18 protein-coding genes are annotated in these 21,410 nt (G+C 64.5%); 13 read left to right on the forward strand and 5 right to left on the reverse strand.

All coding sequences use genetic code 11. The annotated features are described in order from the left end of the window. Positions 1-57: 57 nt before the first annotated feature. The 10 genes from PSV33_RS17995 (at position 58) to dnaJ (ending at position 11,784) form a co-directional block, all read left to right on the forward strand. A complete protein-coding gene (locus PSV33_RS17995) occupies positions 58-1,197 on the forward strand; it encodes an ABC transporter substrate-binding protein (protein WP_300563860.1) in 1,140 nt (379 codons plus the stop codon). A 90-nt stretch (positions 1,198-1,287) separates the two neighbouring features. Then, on the forward strand, positions 1,288-2,328 hold the full coding sequence (locus PSV33_RS18000) for a branched-chain amino acid ABC transporter permease (protein WP_300563862.1): 1,041 nt from the start codon (positions 1,288-1,290) through the stop codon (positions 2,326-2,328). Positions 2,329-2,411: 83 nt separating this feature from the next. Further along, positions 2,412-4,178 carry a branched-chain amino acid ABC transporter ATP-binding protein/permease gene (locus tag PSV33_RS18005; protein ID WP_300563864.1) on the forward strand — a complete coding sequence of 589 codons (1,767 nt, stop codon included), beginning with the start codon at positions 2,412-2,414 and terminating at the stop codon, positions 4,176-4,178. A 5-nt stretch (positions 4,179-4,183) separates the two neighbouring features. Next, complete coding sequence (locus tag PSV33_RS18010) at positions 4,184-4,927, forward strand: ABC transporter ATP-binding protein (RefSeq protein ID WP_300563865.1); 744 nt, start codon at positions 4,184-4,186, stop codon at positions 4,925-4,927. A 4-nt stretch (positions 4,928-4,931) separates the two neighbouring features. After that, entirely contained in the window at positions 4,932-6,641 is a 1,710-nt protein-coding gene (locus PSV33_RS18015) for an acyl-CoA dehydrogenase family protein (protein ID WP_300563867.1), read from the forward strand. A 5-nt stretch (positions 6,642-6,646) separates the two neighbouring features. Next, complete coding sequence (locus PSV33_RS18020) at positions 6,647-7,126, forward strand: MarR family transcriptional regulator (RefSeq protein WP_300563869.1); 480 nt, start codon at positions 6,647-6,649, stop codon at positions 7,124-7,126. A gap of 186 nt (positions 7,127-7,312) precedes the next feature. Continuing rightward, complete coding sequence (locus PSV33_RS18025) at positions 7,313-7,636, forward strand: winged helix-turn-helix transcriptional regulator (RefSeq protein WP_300563871.1); 324 nt, start codon at positions 7,313-7,315, stop codon at positions 7,634-7,636. A gap of 253 nt (positions 7,637-7,889) precedes the next feature. After that, entirely contained in the window at positions 7,890-8,450 is a 561-nt protein-coding gene (gene grpE / locus PSV33_RS18030) for a nucleotide exchange factor GrpE (protein WP_300563873.1), read from the forward strand. Positions 8,451-8,586: 136 nt separating this feature from the next. Then, positions 8,587-10,524 (forward strand): molecular chaperone DnaK, encoded by a 1,938-nt coding sequence (gene dnaK / locus PSV33_RS18035; RefSeq protein ID WP_300563874.1) that lies wholly within the window; start codon positions 8,587-8,589, stop codon positions 10,522-10,524. Positions 10,525-10,638: 114 nt separating this feature from the next. Beyond that, a complete protein-coding gene (gene dnaJ, locus PSV33_RS18040) occupies positions 10,639-11,784 on the forward strand; it encodes a molecular chaperone DnaJ (RefSeq protein WP_300563875.1) in 1,146 nt (381 codons plus the stop codon). A gap of 170 nt (positions 11,785-11,954) precedes the next feature. Here dnaJ and argC read toward each other — a convergent pair whose 3' ends face one another. Then, on the reverse strand, positions 11,955-12,932 hold the full coding sequence (gene argC, locus PSV33_RS18045; RefSeq protein WP_300563877.1) for an N-acetyl-gamma-glutamyl-phosphate reductase: 978 nt from the start codon (positions 12,930-12,932) through the stop codon (positions 11,955-11,957). Positions 12,933-13,395: 463 nt separating this feature from the next. Here argC and PSV33_RS18050 point away from each other — a divergent pair, with 463 nt between their 5' ends. The 3 genes from PSV33_RS18050 to fghA are packed head-to-tail and all read left to right on the forward strand — an operon-like array spanning position 13,396 to position 16,302. Then, positions 13,396-14,502, forward strand: coding sequence for an S-(hydroxymethyl)glutathione dehydrogenase/class III alcohol dehydrogenase (locus PSV33_RS18050; RefSeq protein WP_300563879.1), 1,107 nt, complete (start codon positions 13,396-13,398; stop codon positions 14,500-14,502). 19 nt (positions 14,503-14,521) lie between these two features. After that, positions 14,522-15,436, forward strand: coding sequence for an alpha/beta hydrolase (locus PSV33_RS18055; protein ID WP_300563880.1), 915 nt, complete (start codon positions 14,522-14,524; stop codon positions 15,434-15,436). Then, complete coding sequence (gene fghA / locus PSV33_RS18060) at positions 15,433-16,302, forward strand: S-formylglutathione hydrolase (RefSeq protein WP_300563882.1); 870 nt, start codon at positions 15,433-15,435, stop codon at positions 16,300-16,302. The genes PSV33_RS18055 and fghA overlap by 4 nt, the downstream gene beginning before the upstream one ends. A gap of 4 nt (positions 16,303-16,306) precedes the next feature. On the opposite strand, the gene PSV33_RS18065 is transcribed toward fghA, so the two are convergent. The 4 genes from PSV33_RS18065 to PSV33_RS18080 all read right to left on the reverse strand — a co-directional run bounded on the left by PSV33_RS18065 (position 16,307) and on the right by PSV33_RS18080 (position 21,335). Continuing rightward, complete coding sequence (locus PSV33_RS18065; RefSeq protein WP_300563910.1) at positions 16,307-17,206, reverse strand: radical SAM protein; 900 nt, start codon at positions 17,204-17,206, stop codon at positions 16,307-16,309. Between the two features lie 158 nt (positions 17,207-17,364). Continuing rightward, positions 17,365-18,462 (reverse strand): acyltransferase, encoded by a 1,098-nt coding sequence (locus PSV33_RS18070; protein ID WP_300563884.1) that lies wholly within the window; start codon positions 18,460-18,462, stop codon positions 17,365-17,367. Between the two features lie 12 nt (positions 18,463-18,474). Beyond that, positions 18,475-19,428 (reverse strand): nitronate monooxygenase family protein, encoded by a 954-nt coding sequence (locus PSV33_RS18075; protein ID WP_300563886.1) that lies wholly within the window; start codon positions 19,426-19,428, stop codon positions 18,475-18,477. 116 nt (positions 19,429-19,544) lie between these two features. Next, on the reverse strand, positions 19,545-21,335 hold the full coding sequence (locus PSV33_RS18080; protein WP_300563888.1) for an acyl-CoA dehydrogenase: 1,791 nt from the start codon (positions 21,333-21,335) through the stop codon (positions 19,545-19,547). Positions 21,336-21,410 lie beyond the last annotated feature (75 nt).

The following is a 21,410-nucleotide window of genomic DNA, read 5'->3' on the forward strand; positions in this document are numbered from 1 at the left end:
TGCCGACCTTGTTCTCACCTCGTTTTTTGTGTCCATTTTTACAACAGGAGACCTAGCATGACTTTCACCAAATCCGTACTCGCCCTCGCCCTGGCTGGTTCGGCGGCAGGCGCCGCCCTGGCAGACATCAACATTGGCGTCAGCCTGCCCCTGACCGGACCGACCTCGGCACTGGGCATTCCGATCAAGAACGCCATTGCCCTGTGGCCTACCAGCATAGGCGGTGAAAAACTCAACGTCATCATTCTTGACGATGCCACCGACCCCACCAACGCCACCAAAAACGCCCGCCGCTTCGTGACGGACGACAAGGTCGACATCCTGATGGGCTCGGCCGCCACGCCGCCGGCCAATGCGGTTGCCGCCGTCGCCGCGGAAACCGGCACCATGCACCTGACCTTTGCCCCCATCGACGTGTCCACCGGCAAGGCGCCCTGGTCCTACAACATGCCGCAGTCCACGCTGGTGATGTCGCATACCATCGTTGAACACATGAAAAAAACCGGCGTCAAGACGGTCGGCTTCATTGGTTACGCCGATGCCTATGGCGAGCTGTTCCTGCGCGACATGAAGGTCAAAATGGCCGGCACCAACATCAAGTTCGTGTCTGAAGAGCGTTTTGCCCGTACCGACACCAGCGTCACCGGCCAGGCGCTCAAGGTCACGACCGGCAACCCGGACGCCATCCTGATCGTCGCTTCGGGCAGCGGCGCCGCCATGCCGCACAAGGCGCTGATCGAGCGTGGCTACAAGGGCAAGATTTACCAGACGCACGGCGCAGCCTCGCGCGACCTGATGCGTGTCGGCGGCAAGGACGTCGAAGGCGCCTTTGTGGTCGCCGGCCCCGGCGTCGTGGCCGAACAACTGCCCGCCAATCACCCAAGCAAAAAAGTCGCCATGGCCCACGTGACCGCCTGGGAAAAAATTTACGGCCCGAACAGCCGCAACCCGTTTGCGGGCCACGCTTACGACGCTTCGGTGGTGCTGCAGAAAATCATTCCGGTGGCGCTCAAGACCGCCAAACCCGGCACCAAGGAATTCCGCGGTGCGCTCAAGGCCGCGCTGGAAAACGCCGGCCCCATTGCACTGTTCCACGGGACAGTCAACTACACGGCCACCAACCACGCCGGCTACACCGACGACACCGGCGTGATCATGCAGATTGTCAACGGCGACTGGAAGCTGCAGCCTAAATAAGCAGGCAACATTGCGGATGCCAGCGGGCGGGTCGGCCTCCAGCCACCCTCCGCTGCGCCTATCGTTTTCACGGGTTTCCTGAAGGTAGTTATGGATTTTTCAATTGCCAGCATCCTGCTGGTCGATGGTCTGACCAATGGCGCAATTTACGCGCTGCTGGGACTGGCCACCGTGCTGGTGTTTGCGGTGACCCGCGTCATCTTCATTCCGCAGGGCGAGTTCGTCACCTATGGCGCGCTGACGCTGGCCATTTTGCAGACCGGCAAGGTGCCGGGCACGATCTGGCTGCTGATGCTGCTGGCCGGCCTGGCCGCGCTGGCCGAGGCCTGGCAAACCTGGAAGCGTTACCGGCTTGCCGGTACCGCGCTGCTGGCCGGTCTCAAGGTGCTGGTCGCCCCTGTCGTGGTGTCGCTGGTCACGCTCTGGGCCGCACCGCAGCAGTTTTCGCTGCTGGTGCAGGCACTGCTCTCGGTCTGCATCGTCACCTGTTTCGGGCCGCTGGTCTACCGCCTGGCCTACCAGTCGCTGGCCGACGCCAGCTCTCTGGTGCTCCTGATTGTGTCGGTGGGCGTGCATTTTGCGCTGACCGGCCTGGGCCTGCTTTTCTTCGGCGCCGAGGGCTTTCGCAACCCGCCCTTCTGGGACGCACGCTTCAGCCTGGGGGCGGTCAACCTGTCCGGCCAGGCGGTGATCATTGCGCTGGCGTCCATCGCGCTGATCGTGATGTTGTGGCTGTTTTTTGAGCGCACGCTGTATGGCAAGGCCCTGCGTGCGACCGCAGTGAACCGGCTGGGCGCGCGACTCATGGGCATCTCCTCGCAAACCGCGGGCCAGCTGACCCTGGCCATGGCGGCGCTGATAGGCGCGCTGTCGGGCCTGTTGATTGGCCCCACCACCACCGTGTTTTACGACTCGGGCTTTCTTATCGGCCTCAAGGGATTTGTGGCGGCCGTCATCGGCGGCCTGGCCAGCTACCCGGGCGCAGCGATAGGCGCGCTGGCCGTCGGCATCATCGAAGCCTTCGGCTCCTTCTGGGCCAGCGCCTTCAAGGAAGTCATCGTCTTCACGCTGATCCTGCCGGTGCTGCTCTGGCGCTCGCTCAAGGGCGGGCACTCGGACGAGGAGCACTAGCATGAAACTCCCTCACGCTCACTTCGTTCACTGCCCCCTGAGGGGGCGCTCAGTGCCCTTCGGGCGGCCGGGCGGGCACTGACATGACCATTCGCAAACTGGGGCCGTGGCTCCTGATCGCTGCGCTGGTGCTGGTCTGCATCCTGCCCGTGCCCGAGTTCTGGATCACCCAGCTCAACTACATCGGCATTTCCAGCCTGACCGTGCTGGGCCTGATCCTGCTGACCGGTGTCGGTGGCCTGACCTCCTTCGGGCAGGCGGCCTTTGTGGGCATCGGTGCCTACACCAGCGCCTACCTGACGGTGAACGCCGGTCTGTCGCCCTGGGTCACGCTGCTGGTCGGCCTGGGCCTGACTGCGGCCTGCGCCGTGGTGCTGGGCTGGATCACGCTGCGCATGTCGGGCCACTACCTGCCGCTGGCCACGCTGGCCTGGGGCCTGTCGCTGTACTACACCATGGGCAACCTGGACGCGCTGGGAAAATACGACGGCATTCTCGGTGTCACGGGCCTGTCACTGTTCGGCTGGGAGCTGGGCCAGGGGCGGGTTTACCTGCTGCTGACCTGGTCGCTGGTGCTGCTGGGCACGCTGGCCCTGATTCACCTGCTCGATTCGCGCGTGGGCCGCGCCATCCGTTCGCTCAAGACCGGCTCGCAGATGGCCGAGTCCATGGGCATCGACACGCTGCGCTTCAAGATCGGCATCTTCCTGATTGCCGCGCTGTTTGCCTCGGTGTCCGGCTGGCTGTTTGCGCACTTCCAGCGGTCGGTCAACCCTTCGCCGTTCGGCGTGCATGTGGGCATTGAGTACCTGTTCATGGCCGTGCTCGGCGGCGCCGGCCATGTGTGGGGCGCCATCACCGGCGTGGCGATCACCAAACTCCTGGCCGACCAGCTGCAGGTGCTGCTGCCCATGCTGATAGGCACCAGCGGCAGCTACGAAACCATCGTGTTCGGCGTGCTGCTGGTCCTCACGCTCAAGTACGCGCCAGACGGCGTCTGGGCCTTTGTGGACCGCAAGCTGCCCAAGGCCCCGCGCAAGGTGGACTGGCAGGATGCCGTGCCGCTGCCGCACCGTGCCAAGCCGGCCGCCGGCGAGATCGTGCTGCAGGCCACCAATATCCGCAAGGAGTTCGGCGGCCTGGTGGCGGTCAACGACATCAACTTCTCGGTGGCCTCGGGCCAGATCGTCGGCCTGATTGGTCCCAACGGCGCGGGCAAGTCCACCACCTTCAACCTGCTCACCGGTGTGCTGAGCCTGACCCGCGGCAGCGTGACCTTCCGCGGCGAAACCATCAGCAGCCTGCCCTCGCGCGAGATCGCCAAGCGCGGCATTTCGCGCACCTTCCAGCACGTCAAGATGATTGCCGACATGACGGTGCTTGAAAACGTGGCGCTGGGCGCGCACCTGCGCGGCAGCAAGGGCGCGCCGTCGGCCATGCTGCGGCTGGACCGCGCGGAAGAGCAGCGTCTGCTTCGCGAAGCCGAGCAGCAGCTGCGCCGCGTCGGCATGGGCAACCACCTGCATGAACTGGCCGGCAACCTGGCCATGGGCCAGCAGCGCCTGCTGGAGATTGCGCGCGCGCTGTGCAACGACCCGGCCCTGCTGCTGCTCGACGAACCCGCCGCCGGTTTGCGTTACCTGGAAAAGCAGGCGCTGATCGACGTGCTGCGCCAGCTCAAGGCCGAGGGCATGAGCATTCTGCTGGTCGAACACGACATGGACCTGGTGATGCAGGTCACCGACCGCATCGTGGTCATGGAGTTCGGTACCCGCCTGATCGAAGGCACCCCTGAAGAAATCCAGGCCAGCCCGGCGGTACGCGCCGCCTACCTCGGCACGGAACATTGACCCGCATGACCCCCCCCCTTCTCACCGTCAAGAACCTCCACGCCGGCTACGGCAAGGCCGAAGTCCTGCGCGGCATCGACCTGCAGGCCGAAGCCGGCAGCATCATCACCGTCATCGGTCCCAACGGCGCTGGCAAGTCCACCCTGCTCAACGCGCTCATGGGTGTGTTGCCGGCCACCGGCAGCATCGACTACGCCGGCCGCTCCATCATCGGCTTGCCGCTCGAGGAACGCGTCATGCTGGGCATCGCCCTGGTGCCCGAAAAACGCGAGCTGTTCGGCAGCATGTCGGTCGAAGATAACCTCGTGCTCGGTGCCTTTCGCCAGGTGCGCCTGCGCAACAAGGCCTGGCGCGACCAGATGGAGGTCGTGTTCGAGCTGTTTCCGCGCCTGAAGGAGCGCCGCGCCCAGGAAGCCGGCACGCTGTCGGGCGGCGAGCGGCAGATGCTGGCCCTGGGCCGGGCCCTGATGTCGCGCCCGACCTTGCTGATGCTCGACGAACCCAGCCTGGGCCTGGCGCCACTGATCGTGCGGGAGATCTTCCGCACCATCGAGGCCTTGCGCCAGACCGGCGTGACCACCCTGCTGGTCGAGCAGAACGCGCGCGCAGCCCTGGAGGCGGCCGACCATGCTTATGTACTGGAAATGGGCGAGATCGGCCTGAGCGGCCCGGCCGCCGACCTCGCCAAGGACCCGCGCGTGGTGGACACCTACCTGGGCGCGTCCCGCAAACCTGCAGCCACCGCCTGAGGCCATGGACTACCAGCCCCGCCTCGACGACATCCGGTTCATCCTGCACGAGGTGCTGGACGCCCCGGCGCAATTGCAGGCGCTCGCGCCTTTTGCTGATGCGGATGCCGACCTCCTGCAGCAGGTCATCAGTGAAGCCGGCAAATTCGTGGCCGGACAGATCGCGCCGCTGCAACGCACCGGCGACGAGATCGGCTGCACGTGGAACCAGGGGCTGGTCACTACCCCGCCCGGTTTCAAGGCTGCCTATGCCACCTTCTGGCAAGGCGGATGGCCGGCGCTGGCCTGCGCGACGGAGGACGGCGGCCAGGGCCTGCCCACGGTGCTGGAAGCGATTCTGTACGAGATGCTCAGCGCCGCCAACCATGGCTGGACCATGGCACCCGGCCTGCTGCACGGCGCTTATGAATGCATACGCCACCATGCCAGCGACGCCCTGAAGGCGAGCTACCTTGAGAAAGTGGCGACCGGCGAATGGCTGGCCACCATGTGCCTGACCGAGCCACACGCGGGCAGCGACCTGGGCCTGGCAAGGACCCGGGCCGTGGCCCAGGCCGACGGCAGCTACCGCCTCAGTGGCACCAAGATTTTCATCTCCGGCGGCGAACACGACCTGACGGACAACATTGTTCACCTCGTGCTCGCACGTCTGCCCGATGCACCGCCCGGCCCCAAAGGCCTGTCACTGTTTCTGGCGCCCAAGGTCTTGCCGGACGGCCAGCGCAACACGGTTCATTGCGATCGCATCGAGGAAAAAATGGGCCTGCACGGCAGCCCGACCTGCGTGATGCGTTTTGACGAGGCCACCGGCTGGATCGTTGGCGAGCCGGGCCGAGGCCTGGCGGCGATGTTCGTGATGATGAATGCGGCGCGCCTGCATGTTGCCCTGCAGGGGATCGGCCTGCTCGAGGCCGCGTGGCAAAAGGCCGATGCCTATGCCGGGGAACGCCGGCAGATGCGTGTGCCCGGCCCGCGTGACAACACGCAGGCCGCCGATGCCATCAGCGGCCATCCGGCCATGCGCCGCATCCTGGACACCCAGCGTGCCTGGATAGACGGCGGCCGCGTGCTGGCCTACCGCACGGCGATGGAACTGGACATCGCCAAACACCATCCCGACACCACCCGGCAGGACAGCGCGCAACGCTGGTGCAGCCTCGTCACGCCGGTGCTCAAGGCCGCCTTCACCCACCAGGCCTTTTATGGCGCCAGCGAATGCCTGCAGGTTTTCGGTGGCCACGGCTACGTGCGCGAGTGGGGCATCGAGCAAATCGTGCGTGACGCGCGTGTGCCCATGATTTACGAAGGCACCAACGAGATCCAGGCCATCGACCTGCTGGTGCGCAAGGTGCTGGCCGACGGCGGCGCCGGCATGGCCGCGCTGCTGCAGGACCTGCAGACCGGACTGGACGCCGGCCAGCCGCGCGATGCCGACGTGTTGCGCCGCTTTGCCGACCTGCGCAACCTCACAGGCCTGCTGGCCACGGCCAGCCAGACCGACCCGGTGCTGCCTTACGAAGCCGCCGACGATTACCTGCGCGCGGTCGCCCTCGCCCTGCTGGCCTGGGCGTGGAGCCGCATCGATAAGGTCGCGGACGACGCCCCGCGCTGGCGCCAGGCCAGCGCCGCGCTGCACCTGCGCGTGTTGCCCGAATTCGACATGCGTGTCAAAACAATTGAAGGACAATGCAAACCTGTCCCCGTGCTGAACTGAACCCCATGAGCGCTCGCGATCTTCCCAAACCTCCCGACCCGGCCGCCACGGCCGCGGTGGACCAGGTCGACACCAGCTACCTGCAAAGCCTGATCGGCTACAACGCCAGGCGCGCGGCGCTGTCGGTCATCGAGGTGTTCATGGAGCGCATGGCCCCGTATGACCTGCGGGTGGTGGATTTTTCAGTGCTGTCACTGGTCACGCACAACCCCGGCATCACCTCGCGCCAGCTCTGTACCGCGCTGGGCATCCTGCCGCCCAACCTGGTGGCCATGGTCAACAGCCTGGAAAAACGCGCGCTGATCGAGCGCAGACCGCACCCGCGGGACGGGCGGGCGATGGGTCTGCACCTCACCGCCAGCGGCAGCAAGCTCATGCGCGACGCCGAACGCACCGCGGCGGCGCTGGAAGCCGAAGTCGCCTCCCGGCTCTCGGCCAGCGAGACCAAAACCCTGCTGCGGCTGCTGCAGAAGATCTACCTGTAGGGCGGGGCCAGCCACACCCCTAACGCATTCGTTCCGGATTTTCAAGCCCTTTTGGCCGTGAAGCTACACCCTGCGGGCGCAGGCAGCTATAAAACTAGTAGCAGTCCGGAATTTGCGCTATATTCGCCTTCCAAGCCCGCGCTTGTCTATCAATTCTCACAAAAACGTGACCAGGAGATGCCCCCCATGAGTGCCAAAGAAAATGCCGCCGTCGGACAGCTGTTTGAACTGCTTGAATCGCGTTACGCCCTGCGGGTGTTGTGGGCGCTCAAAGACGGTCATCCGCAGACTTTCCGGCTGCTGCAGGACAGCGTGGGCAGCATCACCCCGAACACCCTGAACACCCGTATCAAGGAACTGCGCGCCGCCGGCCTGATGGGTCACGGCAACGACGGCTACATCGTCACCGCCCTGGGTGCCGACCTGCTCAAACGCCTGAACGACGTGCAGGCCTTTGCCGCCAAGTGGTCGGCCAGCCAGACCAAGGTCGCGGCCGTCAAGAAGAAATAAGGCGCTGGCATCCCCGCAAAGACAGGCCCTGCGCCTGTCTTTTTATTTGGGGCGGGCCCTTTCAGCGCCATACTTTAGGCATAAAATCGGGCTGCAGCCCTTTTACAGCCTGCGCAGCCAGCTATCTATTTGGTAGCACCGGCGAACCCGGAGCCCGCGCAACCGCGCAACGCCCAACTGCAATTCCTTGTCTTGAAAAGGGCTTTACTGCCCCAAGCTGATCCTTTGTCCTTCTGAACAAACGCCTTCGACCATGTCCGACAACAAACAACCCGAACAAAACCAAGACCTCAGCGGCGCGCCCAGCCCGGAAGAGCTGGAAGCCGCGCAGGCGGCCAACGAGGCCGATGAACTGGGCGCGGCCCAGGCCGAGCTGGCCGTGCTGCAGGCCAAAAACACCGAACTGGCCGACAACTTTCTGCGTGCCAAGGCCGAGGCTGAAAACGCCCGCCGCCGCGCCGACGACGAAATCGCCAAGGCGCGCAAGTTCGCCGTCGAGAGTTTTGCCGAAAGCCTGCTGCCGGTCACCGACAGCCTGGAAGCAGGCCTGCAGCAGCAGGACGCCACCGCTGCCCAGATTCGCGAAGGCACCGAAGCCACGCTCAAGCAGCTCAAAAGCGCGCTCGAGCGCAACAAGGTGATCGAGATCAACCCCGCTGCCGGGACCCGCTTCGATCCGCACCAGCACCAGGCCATCAGCATGGTGCCGGCCGAGCAGGAAGCCAACACCGTGGTCAGCGTGCTGCAAAAAGGCTACCTGATCGCAGACCGCGTGTTGCGACCCGCGCTGGTCACCGTGGCGGCGCCCAAATAAATGCATTGATTTGCGATGTCGCACTTGAAACGTCGAAAGTTATCCACAAGTCATCAACATGGTCGTGTGACCAGCGGCTGAAATCTTCGGCCTCCCCGTCTTCACCAACTTAAGCAAGAAAATCTAGGAGTAAATCATGGGCAGAATCATCGGTATCGATCTGGGCACCACCAACAGCTGCGTGGCTGTGATGGAGGGCAATGTTCCCCGCGTCATCGAAAACTCGGAAGGCGCGCGCACCACGCCGTCGGTCGTGGCTTACCTCGAAAACGGTGAAGTGCTGGTCGGTGCCTCGGCCAAACGCCAGGCCGTGACCAACCCCAAGAACACCCTGTACGCGGTCAAGCGCCTGATCGGCCGCAAGTTCGCCGAAAAAGAAGTGCAGAAGGACATCGACCTGATGCCCTACAAGATCGTGGCCGCCGACAACGGCGACGCCTGGGTCGAGGTGCACGGCAAGAAGATGTCCCCGCAGCAGGTCAGCGCCGACATCCTGCGCAAGATGAAAAAAACCGCCGAAGACTACCTCGGCGAACCGGTCACCGAAGCCGTGATCACGGTGCCTGCCTACTTCAACGACGCGCAGCGCCAGGCCACCAAAGACGCCGGCCGCATTGCCGGCCTGGACGTCAAGCGCATCATCAACGAACCCACCGCCGCGGCGCTGGCCTTCGGCATGGACAAGCAGGAAAAAGGCGACCGCAAGATCTCGGTCTATGACCTGGGCGGCGGCACCTTCGACATCTCCATCATCGAGATTGCCGATGTCGACGGTGAAAAGCAGTTTGAAGTGCTGTCCACCAACGGTGACACCTTCCTGGGCGGCGAAGACTTTGACCAGCGCATCATCGACTTCATCATCGACGAGTTCAAGAAGGAATCCGGCGTCAACCTCAAGAACGACGTGCTGGCCCTGCAGCGCCTGAAGGAAGCCGCCGAAAAAGCCAAGATCGAGCTGTCGTCCAGCGCGCAGACCGACATCAACCTGCCCTACATCACGGCCGATGCCTCGGGTCCGAAACACCTGAACATCAAGATGACCCGCTCCAAGCTGGAGCAGCTGGTCGAAGAGCTGGTCGAGCGCACCATCGCCCCCAGCCGCGTCGCGGTCAAGGACGCTGGCGTCGCCAGCGGCGACATCCATGACGTGATCCTGGTCGGCGGCCAGACCCGCATGCCCAAGGTGCAGGAGAAGGTCAAGGAATTCTTCGGCAAGGAGCCACGCAAGGACGTGAACCCCGACGAGGCCGTGGCCGTCGGTGCCGCGATCCAGGGCCAGGTGCTGTCGGGCGACCGCTCCGACGTGCTGCTGCTCGACGTCACCCCGCTGTCCCTGGGCATCGAGACCATGGGCGGCGTGATGACCAAGATGATCAAGAAAAACACGACCATCCCGACCAAGTTTGCGCAGACCTTCTCGACCGCCGAGGACAACCAGCCGGCCGTGACGATCAAGGTGTTCCAGGGCGAGCGTGAAATCGCTTCGGGCAACAAGGCGCTGGGCGAGTTCAACCTCGAGGGCATTCCGCCTGCCGCACGCGGCACGCCGCAGATCGAAGTGTCCTTCGACATCGACGCCAACGGCATCCTGCATGTGGGCGCCAAGGACAAGGGCACCGGCAAGGAAAACAAGATCACCATCAAGGCCAACTCGGGCCTGTCGGAATCCGAAATCCAGCAGATGGTCAAGGACGCTGAACTCCACGCGGCCGAAGACAAGGAGCGGGTCGAGTTTGTGCAGGCCAAGAACAACGCCGAAGCCATGGTGCACAGCGTGAAAAAATCGCTGACCGAGTACGGCGACAAGCTCGACGCCGGCGAGAAGGAAAAGATCGAGGCCGCCATCAAGGACATGGAAGAGGCGCTCAAGGGCGAGAGCAAGGACGCCATCGACGCGAAGAATGCCGCCCTGATGGAAGCCAGCCAGAAGCTTGGTGAAAAAATGTACGCCGACATGCAGGCATCGCAGGCGGCCCAGGCCGGCGGCGCAGCTGGCGGCGAAGAAGCCGCCGCCAAACCGGCCGCCGACGACAATGTGGTGGACGCCGAAGTCAAGGAAGTCAAGAAGGGCTGATCCCCTTTTTGATGCATCGCCTCCGGGCAGCGAAGCGGAATCGGGGGTTTTCCCCGCATTCCGCTTTGCCGCATCCGGGGCACAGGAATCCTTTCCACTGAACACGCAATTCCCATGGCCATCAAAAAAGACTACTACGACACGCTGGGTGTTCCGAAAAACGCCAGCGATGAAGACATCAAGAAAGCCTATCGCAAGCTGGCGATGAAGCACCACCCTGACCGCAACCAGGGCAGCGCCAGCAAGGCCTCCGAGGAAAAATTCAAGGAAGCCAAGGAAGCCTACGAGATGCTTTCCGATGCGCAAAAACGTGCCGCCTACGACCAGTACGGCCATGCCGGCGTGGACCCGAACCGCGGCGGCGGCCCTGGTGCAGAAGGTTTTGGCGGCTTTGCCGAAGCCTTTGGCGACATTTTTGGTGATGTGTTCGGCGGCCAGCAAGGCCGCGGCGGGCAGCGCGGGGGCCGCCAGGTCTACCGCGGCGGCGACCTCAGCTACGCAATGGAAGTCACGCTGGAGGAAGCGTCCACCGGCAAGGACGCGCAGATCCGCATCCCGAGCTGGGACGACTGCAGCACCTGCCACGGCACCGGCGCCAAACCCGGCACCAAGGTGGTCACCTGCACCACCTGCCACGGCCACGGCGTGGTGCAGATGCGCCAGGGCTTCTTCAGCGTGCAGCAGACCTGTCCGCAGTGCAAGGGCACGGGCAAACTGATCCCCGAGCCCTGCGTCGCCTGCCATGGCGTGGGCAAGACCAAAAGCACGAAAACCCTGGAAGTCAAGATTCCGGCCGGCATCGACGACGGCATGCGCATCCGCTCCACCGGCAACGGCGAGCCGGGCACCAACGGCGGCCCGCCGGGTGACCTCTACATCGAGATCCGCCTGAAGAAACACGACATCTTCGAGCGCGACGGCGACGACCTGCATTGCGTCGTGCCCATTGGCATGCCCGCAGCCGCGCTGGGCGGCGAGATCGAGGTGCCGACGCTGGCCGGCAAGGCCGCCATCGACATCCCCGAAGGCACGCAGACCGGCAAGCAGTTCCGCCTGCGCGGCAAGGGCATCAAGGGCGTGCGCTCCAGCTACCCCGGCGACCTGTATTGCCACATCACGGTGGAAACGCCGGTCAAGCTGACCGAGCACCAGCGCAAGCTGTTCAAGGAGCTCGACGAGTCCCTGAAAAAAGGCGGCGCCAAACACTCGCCGACCGAAGAAAGCTGGACCGACAAGCTCAAGGGCTTCTTCGGCGCCTGACATTGGCTCGAGTGTGATCTCCCCATGCCGGATTCAGTCCGGCATTTTTTTGCCCGTCTTTCGTCACTTGGTCCGCGTCGGCGTCCATGCGCGGCATCTTGAGTTGAATCGACGGCGCCCGACCATCACGTGCATGACAAACGACGGACAACACGACCTCGCAGAAGATCTCACGGCCAAACAGGCACGCCGTCCAGCCCTGCGGTTTCTGGTAGGCCACAGATCAGGTTCGCATTCTGCACCGCCTGACCGGCCGCTCCCTTTCCCAGATTGTCGACCACGCCCATCGCGATCACCAAGTTGCGCTCTGGATCGGCCGCATAACTGACGAACGCGAGGTTCGAGCCTGTAGCCCATTTGGTCTGCGGTGGCTTGTCGGTCACGCGGACGAACGCCCGCTCGGCGTAGAAACGCCGGGCCGCGTCCAGGCACTGGTCCGTGGTGGCGTGGCCGCGGCAGTAAATGGTGGCGAGTACGCCGCGGGTCATCGGTACCAGGTGTGGCGTGAACACCAGCCCGGCCGAGCTGCCGCCACTCAGCCGCTCGATCGTCTTGGCAATCTCCGGCATGTGGACATGCTTGAGCAGACCGTAGGGCACCAGGTTCTCGTTGCTCTCGGCGTAGCCGAACTTGCTGTCGGCGCCGCCCCGGCCGGCACCGGAGATGCCGGTCTTGACGTCGATCACGATGTTGCCAGGCTCGATCAGCTGGTTAACCAGCAGCGGCGCCAGCGCGTTCAGCGTCGCCGCAGGGAAGCAGCCGGGGTTGGCTACGCGGGTCTGACCCTCGATCTGGGCTGGCCAGACGTCGGCCAGGCCGTACACCCAACCCTCGACGTAGCGGTGGTCACCGCCGATATCAACGATCTTCACGTCCTTGGGGACGCGCGCCAGCGCTTCGGCCGAGGCGCCCGTGGGCAGCGACGCGAACAGCACGTCGAGCTTCGGCAGGCTCGCAGGGTCCCACTTCTCGATCACCAGCTCGGCCAGCTTGGGCGGCACACCGGGAAAGCGGTCTACCAACCGGCTGCCGGCGCTGCCCTCGCCCGCGGCGTAGATTAGCTCGAAAGACGGGTGGCTCGCGACCAGGCGCATCGCCTCTCCGCCGCCAAAACCGCTGATCCCGACAATGCCGACCCGAATGCTCATGGTGGTGTCCTGCTGATGGAGTGAGGGAACAAGTTTAGCGAACTCCCCTGCCGGCTCGGTGGCTCAGGCCGCAAGCGGGCGTACCATGAACAGCAGCCAATTGCGCTGGTCGTCGGACATGTCAAGCGACCCGGTCGCGATTTTTGCTAACTGTGCGGCATCCCGGACCGGCGCATAGGGCCGGCCGGGTTCGTTTGAACAGTTTGGGCTGAACGATAAGTAGATCGTCTGCCGGTTCCCTCACGCCACATCCTTTTGTTTGCTATTAAATCAATAGCTTAGTGCACCTATCCAGCAAGGGCTGGAGGCACTTTTTATTGATAATTCTGTTCCGGGCAAAGCTGCGCGCAATCATTCTCAAAGTGAAACACCCCGTGTTGCGGGTCATGGGGTCGCGGGGCGACGACTGATGAAGAGCTGGCTTATAGTGCTTTGTCTTCATCACTTCCGCACAAGCCCTCTCATGAAAACCAAAGCAGCCGTCGCCTGGAAAGCAGGCCAGCCCCTGACCATCGAAACCGTCGACCTCGAGGGCCCGAAGTTCGGCGAGGTGCTGGTCGAGATCAAGGCCACCGGCATCTGCCACACCGACTACTACACGTTGTCGGGCGCCGACCCGGAAGGCATCTTCCCGGCCATCCTCGGCCATGAAGGCGCGGGCATCGTCGTCGACGTCGGCCCCGGCGTGACCACCCTCAAAAAGGGCGACCACGTCATTCCGCTGTACACGCCGGAATGCCGCCATTGCAAGTTCTGCCTGTCACGCAAAACGAATCTGTGCCAGCTGATACGCGGCACCCAGGGCAAGGGCCTGATGCCCGACGCCACCAGCCGCTTCAGCCTGGACGGCCAGCCGATCTTCCACTACATGGGCACCAGCACCTTCAGCAACTACACGGTGGCGCCGGAAATCTCGCTGGCGAAGATCCGTGACGATGCGCCGTTTGACAAGGTCTGCTACATCGGCTGCGGCGTGACCACCGGCATTGGCGCGGTGCTGTTCACCGCCAAGGTCGAGGCCGGCGCCAATGTGGTCGTGTTCGGCCTGGGCGGCATCGGCCTGAACGTGATCCAGGGCGCGAAGATGGTGGGCGCCGACAAGATCATCGGCGTGGACATCAACCCTGCCCGCCAGGCCATGGCGCGCAAGTTCGGCATGACCCATTTCATCAACCCCAAGGAAGTGGACAACGTGGTCGACGCCATCGTGCAATTGACCGACGGCGGTGCCGACTACAGCTTCGAATGCATAGGCAACACCACCGTGATGCGCCAGGCGCTCGAGTGCACGCACAAGGGCTGGGGCCGCAGCATCATCATCGGCGTGGCCGAGGCTGGCGCCGAGATCAGCACGCGCCCCTTCCAGCTGGTCACCGGCCGCAAGTGGGAAGGCTCGGCCTTCGGCGGCGCGCGCGGCCGCACCGACGTGCCGAAAATTGTGGACTGGTACATGGACGGCAAGATCAACATCGACGATCTGATCACCCACACCATGCCGCTTGAAGACATCAACAAGGGCTTCGAGCTGATGAAAAGCGGCGAGTCGATCCGCGGCGTGGTGCTCTACTGACACCGACGCCACGGCCATCATGAATACGCTCCAGCCCCTGCGCCAGGTCACAGCCGGTGTGCTGGACGTGGCCCTGTACGAGACCGGGCCGGCGGAGGGCCCACCCGTCTTCCTGATGCACGGCTTTCCCTACGACATGCACGCCTACGCCGAGGTGGCGCCCCAGCTGGCGGCGCAAGGCTGCCGGGTGTATGTGCCTTCCCTGCGCGGCTATGGCGCCACGCGTTTCCTCAGCGACGCCACGCCGCGATCGGGCGAGCAGGCCGCGCTGGGCGCCGATCTGCTGGCACTTTTGGACGCACTGGCCGTGCCACGCGCCGTGCTCGCGGGTTACGACTGGGGCGGCCGCGCGGCCTGCGTGGTGGCGGCCCTCTGGCCCGAACGCTGCGCCGGCCTGGTGTCGCTGAACAGCTACAACATCCAGAACATCGCCAAAGCCATGGTGCCGGACACGCCGGACAACGAGCACAGCCTCTGGTACCAGTATTACTTTCACAGCGAACGCGGCCGCGCGGGCCTGGCGGCCGACCGGCGCGCCTTCTGCCGCCTGCTCTGGAAACTGTGGTCGCCGACCTGGGGCTTTGATGACGCCACCTTCGAGCGCAGCGCCGCCGCTTTCGACAACCCGGACTTTGTCGAGGTGGTGATCCACTCCTACCGCCACCGCTTCGGCCTGGTGGCCGGTGACCCGGCGCTGGCCGACATCGAGCGGCGCCTGGCGGCGCAGACGCCCATCACGGTGCCCAGCATCACCTTCGACGGCAGCGACGACGGTGTGCGCCCGCCGGCCACCGCCGCCCAACACGCGCACCGCTTCACCGGGCCACGGTCGCACCGCATCGTGCCCGGCGCCGGCCACAACCTGCCACAGGAAAAGCCGCAGCTGTTTGCCAACGCCGTGCTTGAACTGGTTCAACAAAGCCTTGCCCCATGACCACGTCCCCCGAACTCCTCAGTGAACACGCCTGCTTCGGTGGTGTGCAGCGCTTTTACCAGCACGCCTCCCCCACCATCGGCCTGCCGATGAAATTTTCGGTCTTCCTCCCGCCGCAGGCCGCGATAGACGCCGCCGGCGGCAGCGTGCCCGCGCTGATCTACCTGGCGGGACTGACCTGCAACGAGGAAACCTTCATGGTCAAAGCCGGCGCACAGCGACTGGCCGCCAGCCTCGGCCTGGCGCTGATCACACCCGACACCAGCCCGCGCGGCGCCAAGCTTCCCGGCGACGCCGAGAGCTGGGACTTTGGCGTCGGGGCCGGCTTTTACCTTGATGCCACGCAGGCCCCATGGTCGCAGCACTACCGGATGGAAAGCTATATCACCGGCGAACTGCTGCCGCTGCTGACCGGCACCCTGCCCCTCAACGCAGACCGCATCGGCATCTTCGGCCATTCGATGGGCGGGCACGGCGCGCTGACGCTGGCGCTGCGTCACCCCGGCCTGTTCAAGTCGGTCTCGGCTTTTGCACCCATCTGTGCGCCCAGCCAGTGCCCCTGGGGGCGCAAGGCCTTCACCGGCTACCTCGGCGCCGACGAATCAGCCTGGGCGGCGCATGATGCCACCGCCCTGATGAGCAAGCTGGACGCCGCGCCCTACCCCGGCGGCATCCTGATCGACCAGGGTCTGGCCGACAAATTTTTGGCCGAGCAACTGAACCCTCACCTTTTTGAAGCGGCCTGCGTCCACGCCGGCCAGGCCCTGCAGTTGCGCCGTCATACGGGCTACGACCACGGTTATTACTTTGTTGCCACCTTCATGTCGGACCACCTGAGCCACCACGCGCGGCAGCTTTCACAGTGAACAGCTAAAAGAGGCTGCCCTGCGCAGAGGGCCGTACCGGCGGCCTGAACTGGCTGAAGTCCAGCTCGGTGCGCTGCCGGTTCAGGCCCAGCCGGTGGCAGGCTTTTTCAAACCGCTGTTTGATCAGGTCGGCCCACAGGCCGCTGCCTTTCATGCGTGAGGCAAAGTCGCTGTCGTAGTCCTTGCCGCCGCGCATCTCCTGGATACGCGCCATGATGCGGCCCGCACGTTGCGGGTAATGCAGTTCCAGCCACTGCTTGAACAGCGGCGCCACTTCCCAGGGCAGTCGCACCACGGTGTAAAACGCGGTGCGCGCACCGGCCTCAAAGGCGGCCTGCAGCACCTGCTCCATGTCGTCGTTCACAAACGGAATCTGCGGCGCCACACTCACCCCCACGGGAACGCCCGCGTCGGCCAGCGTCCGGATGGTGCGCAGGCGCCGGTGCGGCGCCGCCGCGCGCGGCTCGAGCTTGCGGGCGAGTTCGCCGTCCAGCGTGGTGATGGTCACGTAGACCGCGGCCAGATGTCGGGCCGCCATGGGCGCCAGCAGGTCCAGGTCACGCTCGACGCCGCTGGACTTGGTGACCAGCGCCAGCGGATGCCCCAGTTCCTGCATCAGCTCGATCAGGCCGCGGGTCAGGCGCAGCTCGCGCTCGACCGGCTGGTAACAATCGGTGGCCGAGCCGATGTTGATCAGCTTGGGCACATAGCTGCGTTTGCCGAGGTCGGCGCGCAGCATGGCGGCTATGTTGCGCTTGGCGATGATTTTTGTTTCAAAGTCCAGGCCCGGCGAGAGGTTGAGGTAGCTGTGCGTGGGCCGCGCGTCTTTCTCGAACCGGTGAGCCAGGCGCGTGGCGGTGCCGCGGCCCTTGATGGCATGCACGGGAATGGCGACTTCGGTCATGGGGAAGGTCTGGAGAATACTGTACAAAATTACAGTATAGCCACTCTTCTGTCGCCTAGCAGTTCCCACCCGTCGGCCCCTGAAACGCTATATATTCAATAGCGTCTTGCGCCCGTCCCTATTGGGGAAAAGCACTTTTAACCGGATAAATACGGGCTTCAGGGGGTGCTGAGACCCACTCCGGGCGGCACACGCGCCGGCCGGCGCCGCGACTCCACGCCCAGGTACAGCGCCTTGCCCGCCAGCAGCGACAAGGCGAAGGCCACCAGCATGCCCAGCGCATTGGCCGCCAGCTGCGTGGGCCAGAAATGGCTGACCACGGCATTGACGCCCAAGAGCACGGCAAAGTGAATCAGGAACACCGAGTAGGACATCTGACCGAGCTGCAGCAGCCACGGCGCGTCCAGCCAGCGCCCTGACGCCCGGCGGCGCTCCAGGGCCGCCAGGATCAGCGCCACCACCAGCGCCACCAGCAACCGGCCCCTGAAGTCGAGCACCAGCGCCACCACACCCAGCAGCCCCAGGGCCAGCAGCCAGCGCACCGGCCGGGCGCTGCGCGATGCCCACCAGGCCAGCATGCCCAGGGCGTAAGCGCCAAAGAAGTACAGCCCCGAGATGTCCAGCGCCGCGTGCCGGTTGAACATCCCCAGCGACGCGGCGGCGAGCAGCACCACCAACAGCACCCCGGCCTGCGCCGGCACGCCGGGCCAGCGTCTGTGGCCGTGGTCCACCAGCGCGAACAGCAGCACGCTGATCACGAACAGCTGGAAATCAATCGCCGCGTACCAGATACCTGCCGACAGCGCTTCCTGCCCCACGATGTCCTGCAACAGGAACACATGAGCCAGCACCTGCCAGGCGGTGGGGCTGTCGGGCACCGAAGGATGCGCCAGCCACGGCCGCACTGCCGCCGCAACCAGCGTGGTGATGGCCAGGGCCACAAGAAGGGGGAGCGCCAGCCGCTGGTAGCGGCGCAGGATCAGGCGACCGGGTTGCCGGAACACCGCCAGCCCCTGGGGCGCCAGCACGCTGGCGGCCAGAAAACCACCCACCACCAGAAACACCTGGACGGCCATGCGCGCGTCGTCGTAAAGCCAGTCCATCAGCGCCGGCGCTGCCGTGTAGACCACATCGCTCATGGGCCCGTAGAACGCCAGGTGGTGCCAGACGATCAGCACGCAGCCCAGCGCCTTCAGGGCATCAATGCCGGGCAGGCGCTGCGCGGACGGCGGCAGGACAGCGACTGGCGGCTTCATGGGGCAGGCAGCTTAAGCGCAGACCCTTTGGCGCGCTTCCTGGTACTCGCGCTTGAGCTGCGCAACAAAGTCGGCCGTGCTCTGGACCTTGCTGATCGCGCCAATGCCCTGGCCGCAGCCCCAGATGTCTTTCCAGGCCTTGGACTTGTCGCCGCCGAAGTTCATCTTGCTCGGGTCGCTTTCGGGCAGATTGTCGGGGTCCATGCCGGCCGCGCGAATCGACGGAGCCAGGTAGTTGCCGTGCACGCCGGTGAACAGGTTGCTGTAGACGATGTCATCGGAATTGCTGTCCACGATGGCTTGCTTGTAGGCGTCCGAGGCGCGCGCCTCTTCGGTGGCAATGAAGGCCGAGCCGATGTAGGCAAAGTCGGCACCCATGGCCTGCGCTGCCAGCACCGCGCCGCCGGTGGAGATCGCGCCAGACAGCGCAACCGGGCCATCAAACCACTGGCGGATTTCCTGGATCAGCGCAAACGGGCTTTTGACACCGGCATGGCCGCCGGCGCCGGCAGCCACCGCCACCAGGCCATCGGCGCCCTTTTCAATCGCCTTGCGCGCGAACTTGTTGTTGATGATGTCGTGCAGCACCACGCCGCCGTAGCTGTGCGCGGCGGCGTTGATGTCCTCGCGTGCGCCCAGCGAAGTGATGTAGATGGGCACCTTGTATTTCACGCACATTTCCATGTCGTGTTCGAGCCGGTCGTTGGACTTGTGCACGATCTGGTTGATCGCAAACGGCGCGGCAGGCTTGTCCGGGTTGGCCTTGTTGTAGGCGGCCAGCGTCTCGGTGATCTCGGCCAGCCACTCGTCGAGCTGCGACGCCGGACGCGCGTTGAGCGAGGGCATGGCACCGACCACCCCGGCAATACACTGGGCAATCACCAGCTTGGGATTGCTGATGATGAACAGCGGCGAGCCGATGATGGGCAGGGGCAGCGCGTTCAGCGGGGCGGGAAGTCTGGACATGGTGTCTCCGGTGATGGTTCTTGTGAGATTCTGAGCGAAAAGTGAGCCTGGCCCTTGTCAATCGGGCGACAACAGCTATCAAATAGATAGCAAACCAAGGGCCGGTCAAGGTCGGTTCAAAAAGCCTCCAGCGCCAACGCGGTCACGCTGTCGGCCCCTTCGACAATGCTGTCGCGCATGCCGGGCGCCTTGCTCAGCAGATGGTCAGCGTAGAACACCGCGGTGGTGATCTTGGCCTGCATGAAGGCGGTGTCTTCGCCGCGAGCCAGATGTTCTTCGGCCACCAGCAGCGAACGCGCCATCTGCCAGCCGGCGACCACGTTGCCGGCCAGCATCAGGTAAGGCACGCTGCCGGCGAACACGGCGTTGGGTGAGGCCTTGGTGTTGCCGGCCACAAATTCCACGACATCGACAAAAGCTTTGCGTGCAGCCGTCAGGCGTTTGGCCACGGCCTTCGCCGCAGCGCCGCCCTGCTTGAGCAGCGCAGCCTCGGTCTTTTCAATCTGGCTGGCAATCCCCTTGGCGGTCTGGCCACCGTCGCGCGCGGTCTTGCGCCCGACCAGGTCGTTGGCCTGGATGGCGGTCGTGCCTTCGTAAATCGTCAGGATCTTGGCGTCGCGGTAATACTGCGCCGCACCGGTTTCCTCGATGAAACCCATGCCGCCGTGCACCTGCACGCCCAGCGAGGTGACCTCCAGGCTCATCTCGGTGCTGTAACCCTTGACCAGCGGCACCATGTATTCGTAGAAGGCCTGGTTCTGCTTGCGCACGTCGGCGTCGGGGTGGTGATGCGACGCGTCATAGGCGGCCGCGGCCACCGAGGCCATGGCACGGCAGCCTTCGGTGTAGGCGCGCATGGTCATCAGCATGCGCTTGACGTCGGGGTGGTGGATGATGGGTGCGCTGGCATTGATGGAACCATCGACCGGACGGCTCTGCACGCGGTCCTTCGCAAAGGCCACGGCCTTCTGGTAAGCGCGCTCGGCAATCGCAATGCCCTGCATGCCCACCGCATAACGCGCCGAGTTCATCATGATGAACATGTACTCGAGGCCGCGGTTTTCCTGGCCGACGATGTAGCCGACGGCGCCGCCGTGGTCGCCGTACTGCAGCACCGCCGTCGGGCTGGCCTTGATGCCGAGTTTGTGTTCAATGCTCACGCAGTGCACGTCATTGCGTGCGCCCAGCGCCCCGTCCTTGCCCACCAAAAACTTGGGCACCACAAACAGGCTGATGCCCTTGACGCCTTCGGGCGCGCCGGTCACACGCGCCAGCACCAGGTGCACGATGTTCTCGGCCATGTCATGTTCACCGTAGGTGATGTAGATCTTGGTGCCGAACACCTTGTAGGTGCCGTCAGGCTGCGGCTCGGCACGGCTGCGCACCATCGCCAGGTCGGAACCGGCCTGAGGCTCGGTCAGGTTCATGGTGCCGGTCCACTTCCCGCTGACCAGCTTTTCGAGGTAAATGGCTTTGAGCTCGTCCGAGCCGGCCGTCAGCAGCGCTTCAATCGCGCCGTCCGACAGCAGCGGGCACAACGCAAAACTCATGTTGGCCGAGTTGAGCATTTCGCCGCAAGCTGCGCCTATCGTCTTGGGCAGGCCCTGGCCGCCAAAGTCCAGCGGGTGTTGCAGACCCTGCCAGCCACCTTCGGCGTACTGTTTGTAGGCCTCCTTGAAGCCGGGCGTTGTGGTGACCACGCCGTCTTTCCAGCTCGAGGGGTTCTTGTCGCCCTCCCAGTTCAGCGGAGACAACACGCCCTCGTTGAACTTGGCGCATTCTTCCAGCACCGCTTGCGCCGTCTCAAAACCGGCCTCCTCAAAGCCCGGAATCTGCGCCACTGCATCGATGTTGGCCAGGTGTTTGATGTCAAACAGCATGTCCTTGAGGGGGGCTTTGTAGCTCATGTCGTGTCTCCAGTGTCCAGATGTCAATCCATAGTCCGGTTATCCGGCGCAAAAAAAGGGCATCGCCAGCGATGC

The sequence above is a fragment of the Polaromonas sp. genome (assembly GCF_029945895.1).
GTDB lineage: Bacteria > Pseudomonadota > Gammaproteobacteria > Burkholderiales > Burkholderiaceae_C > Polaromonas.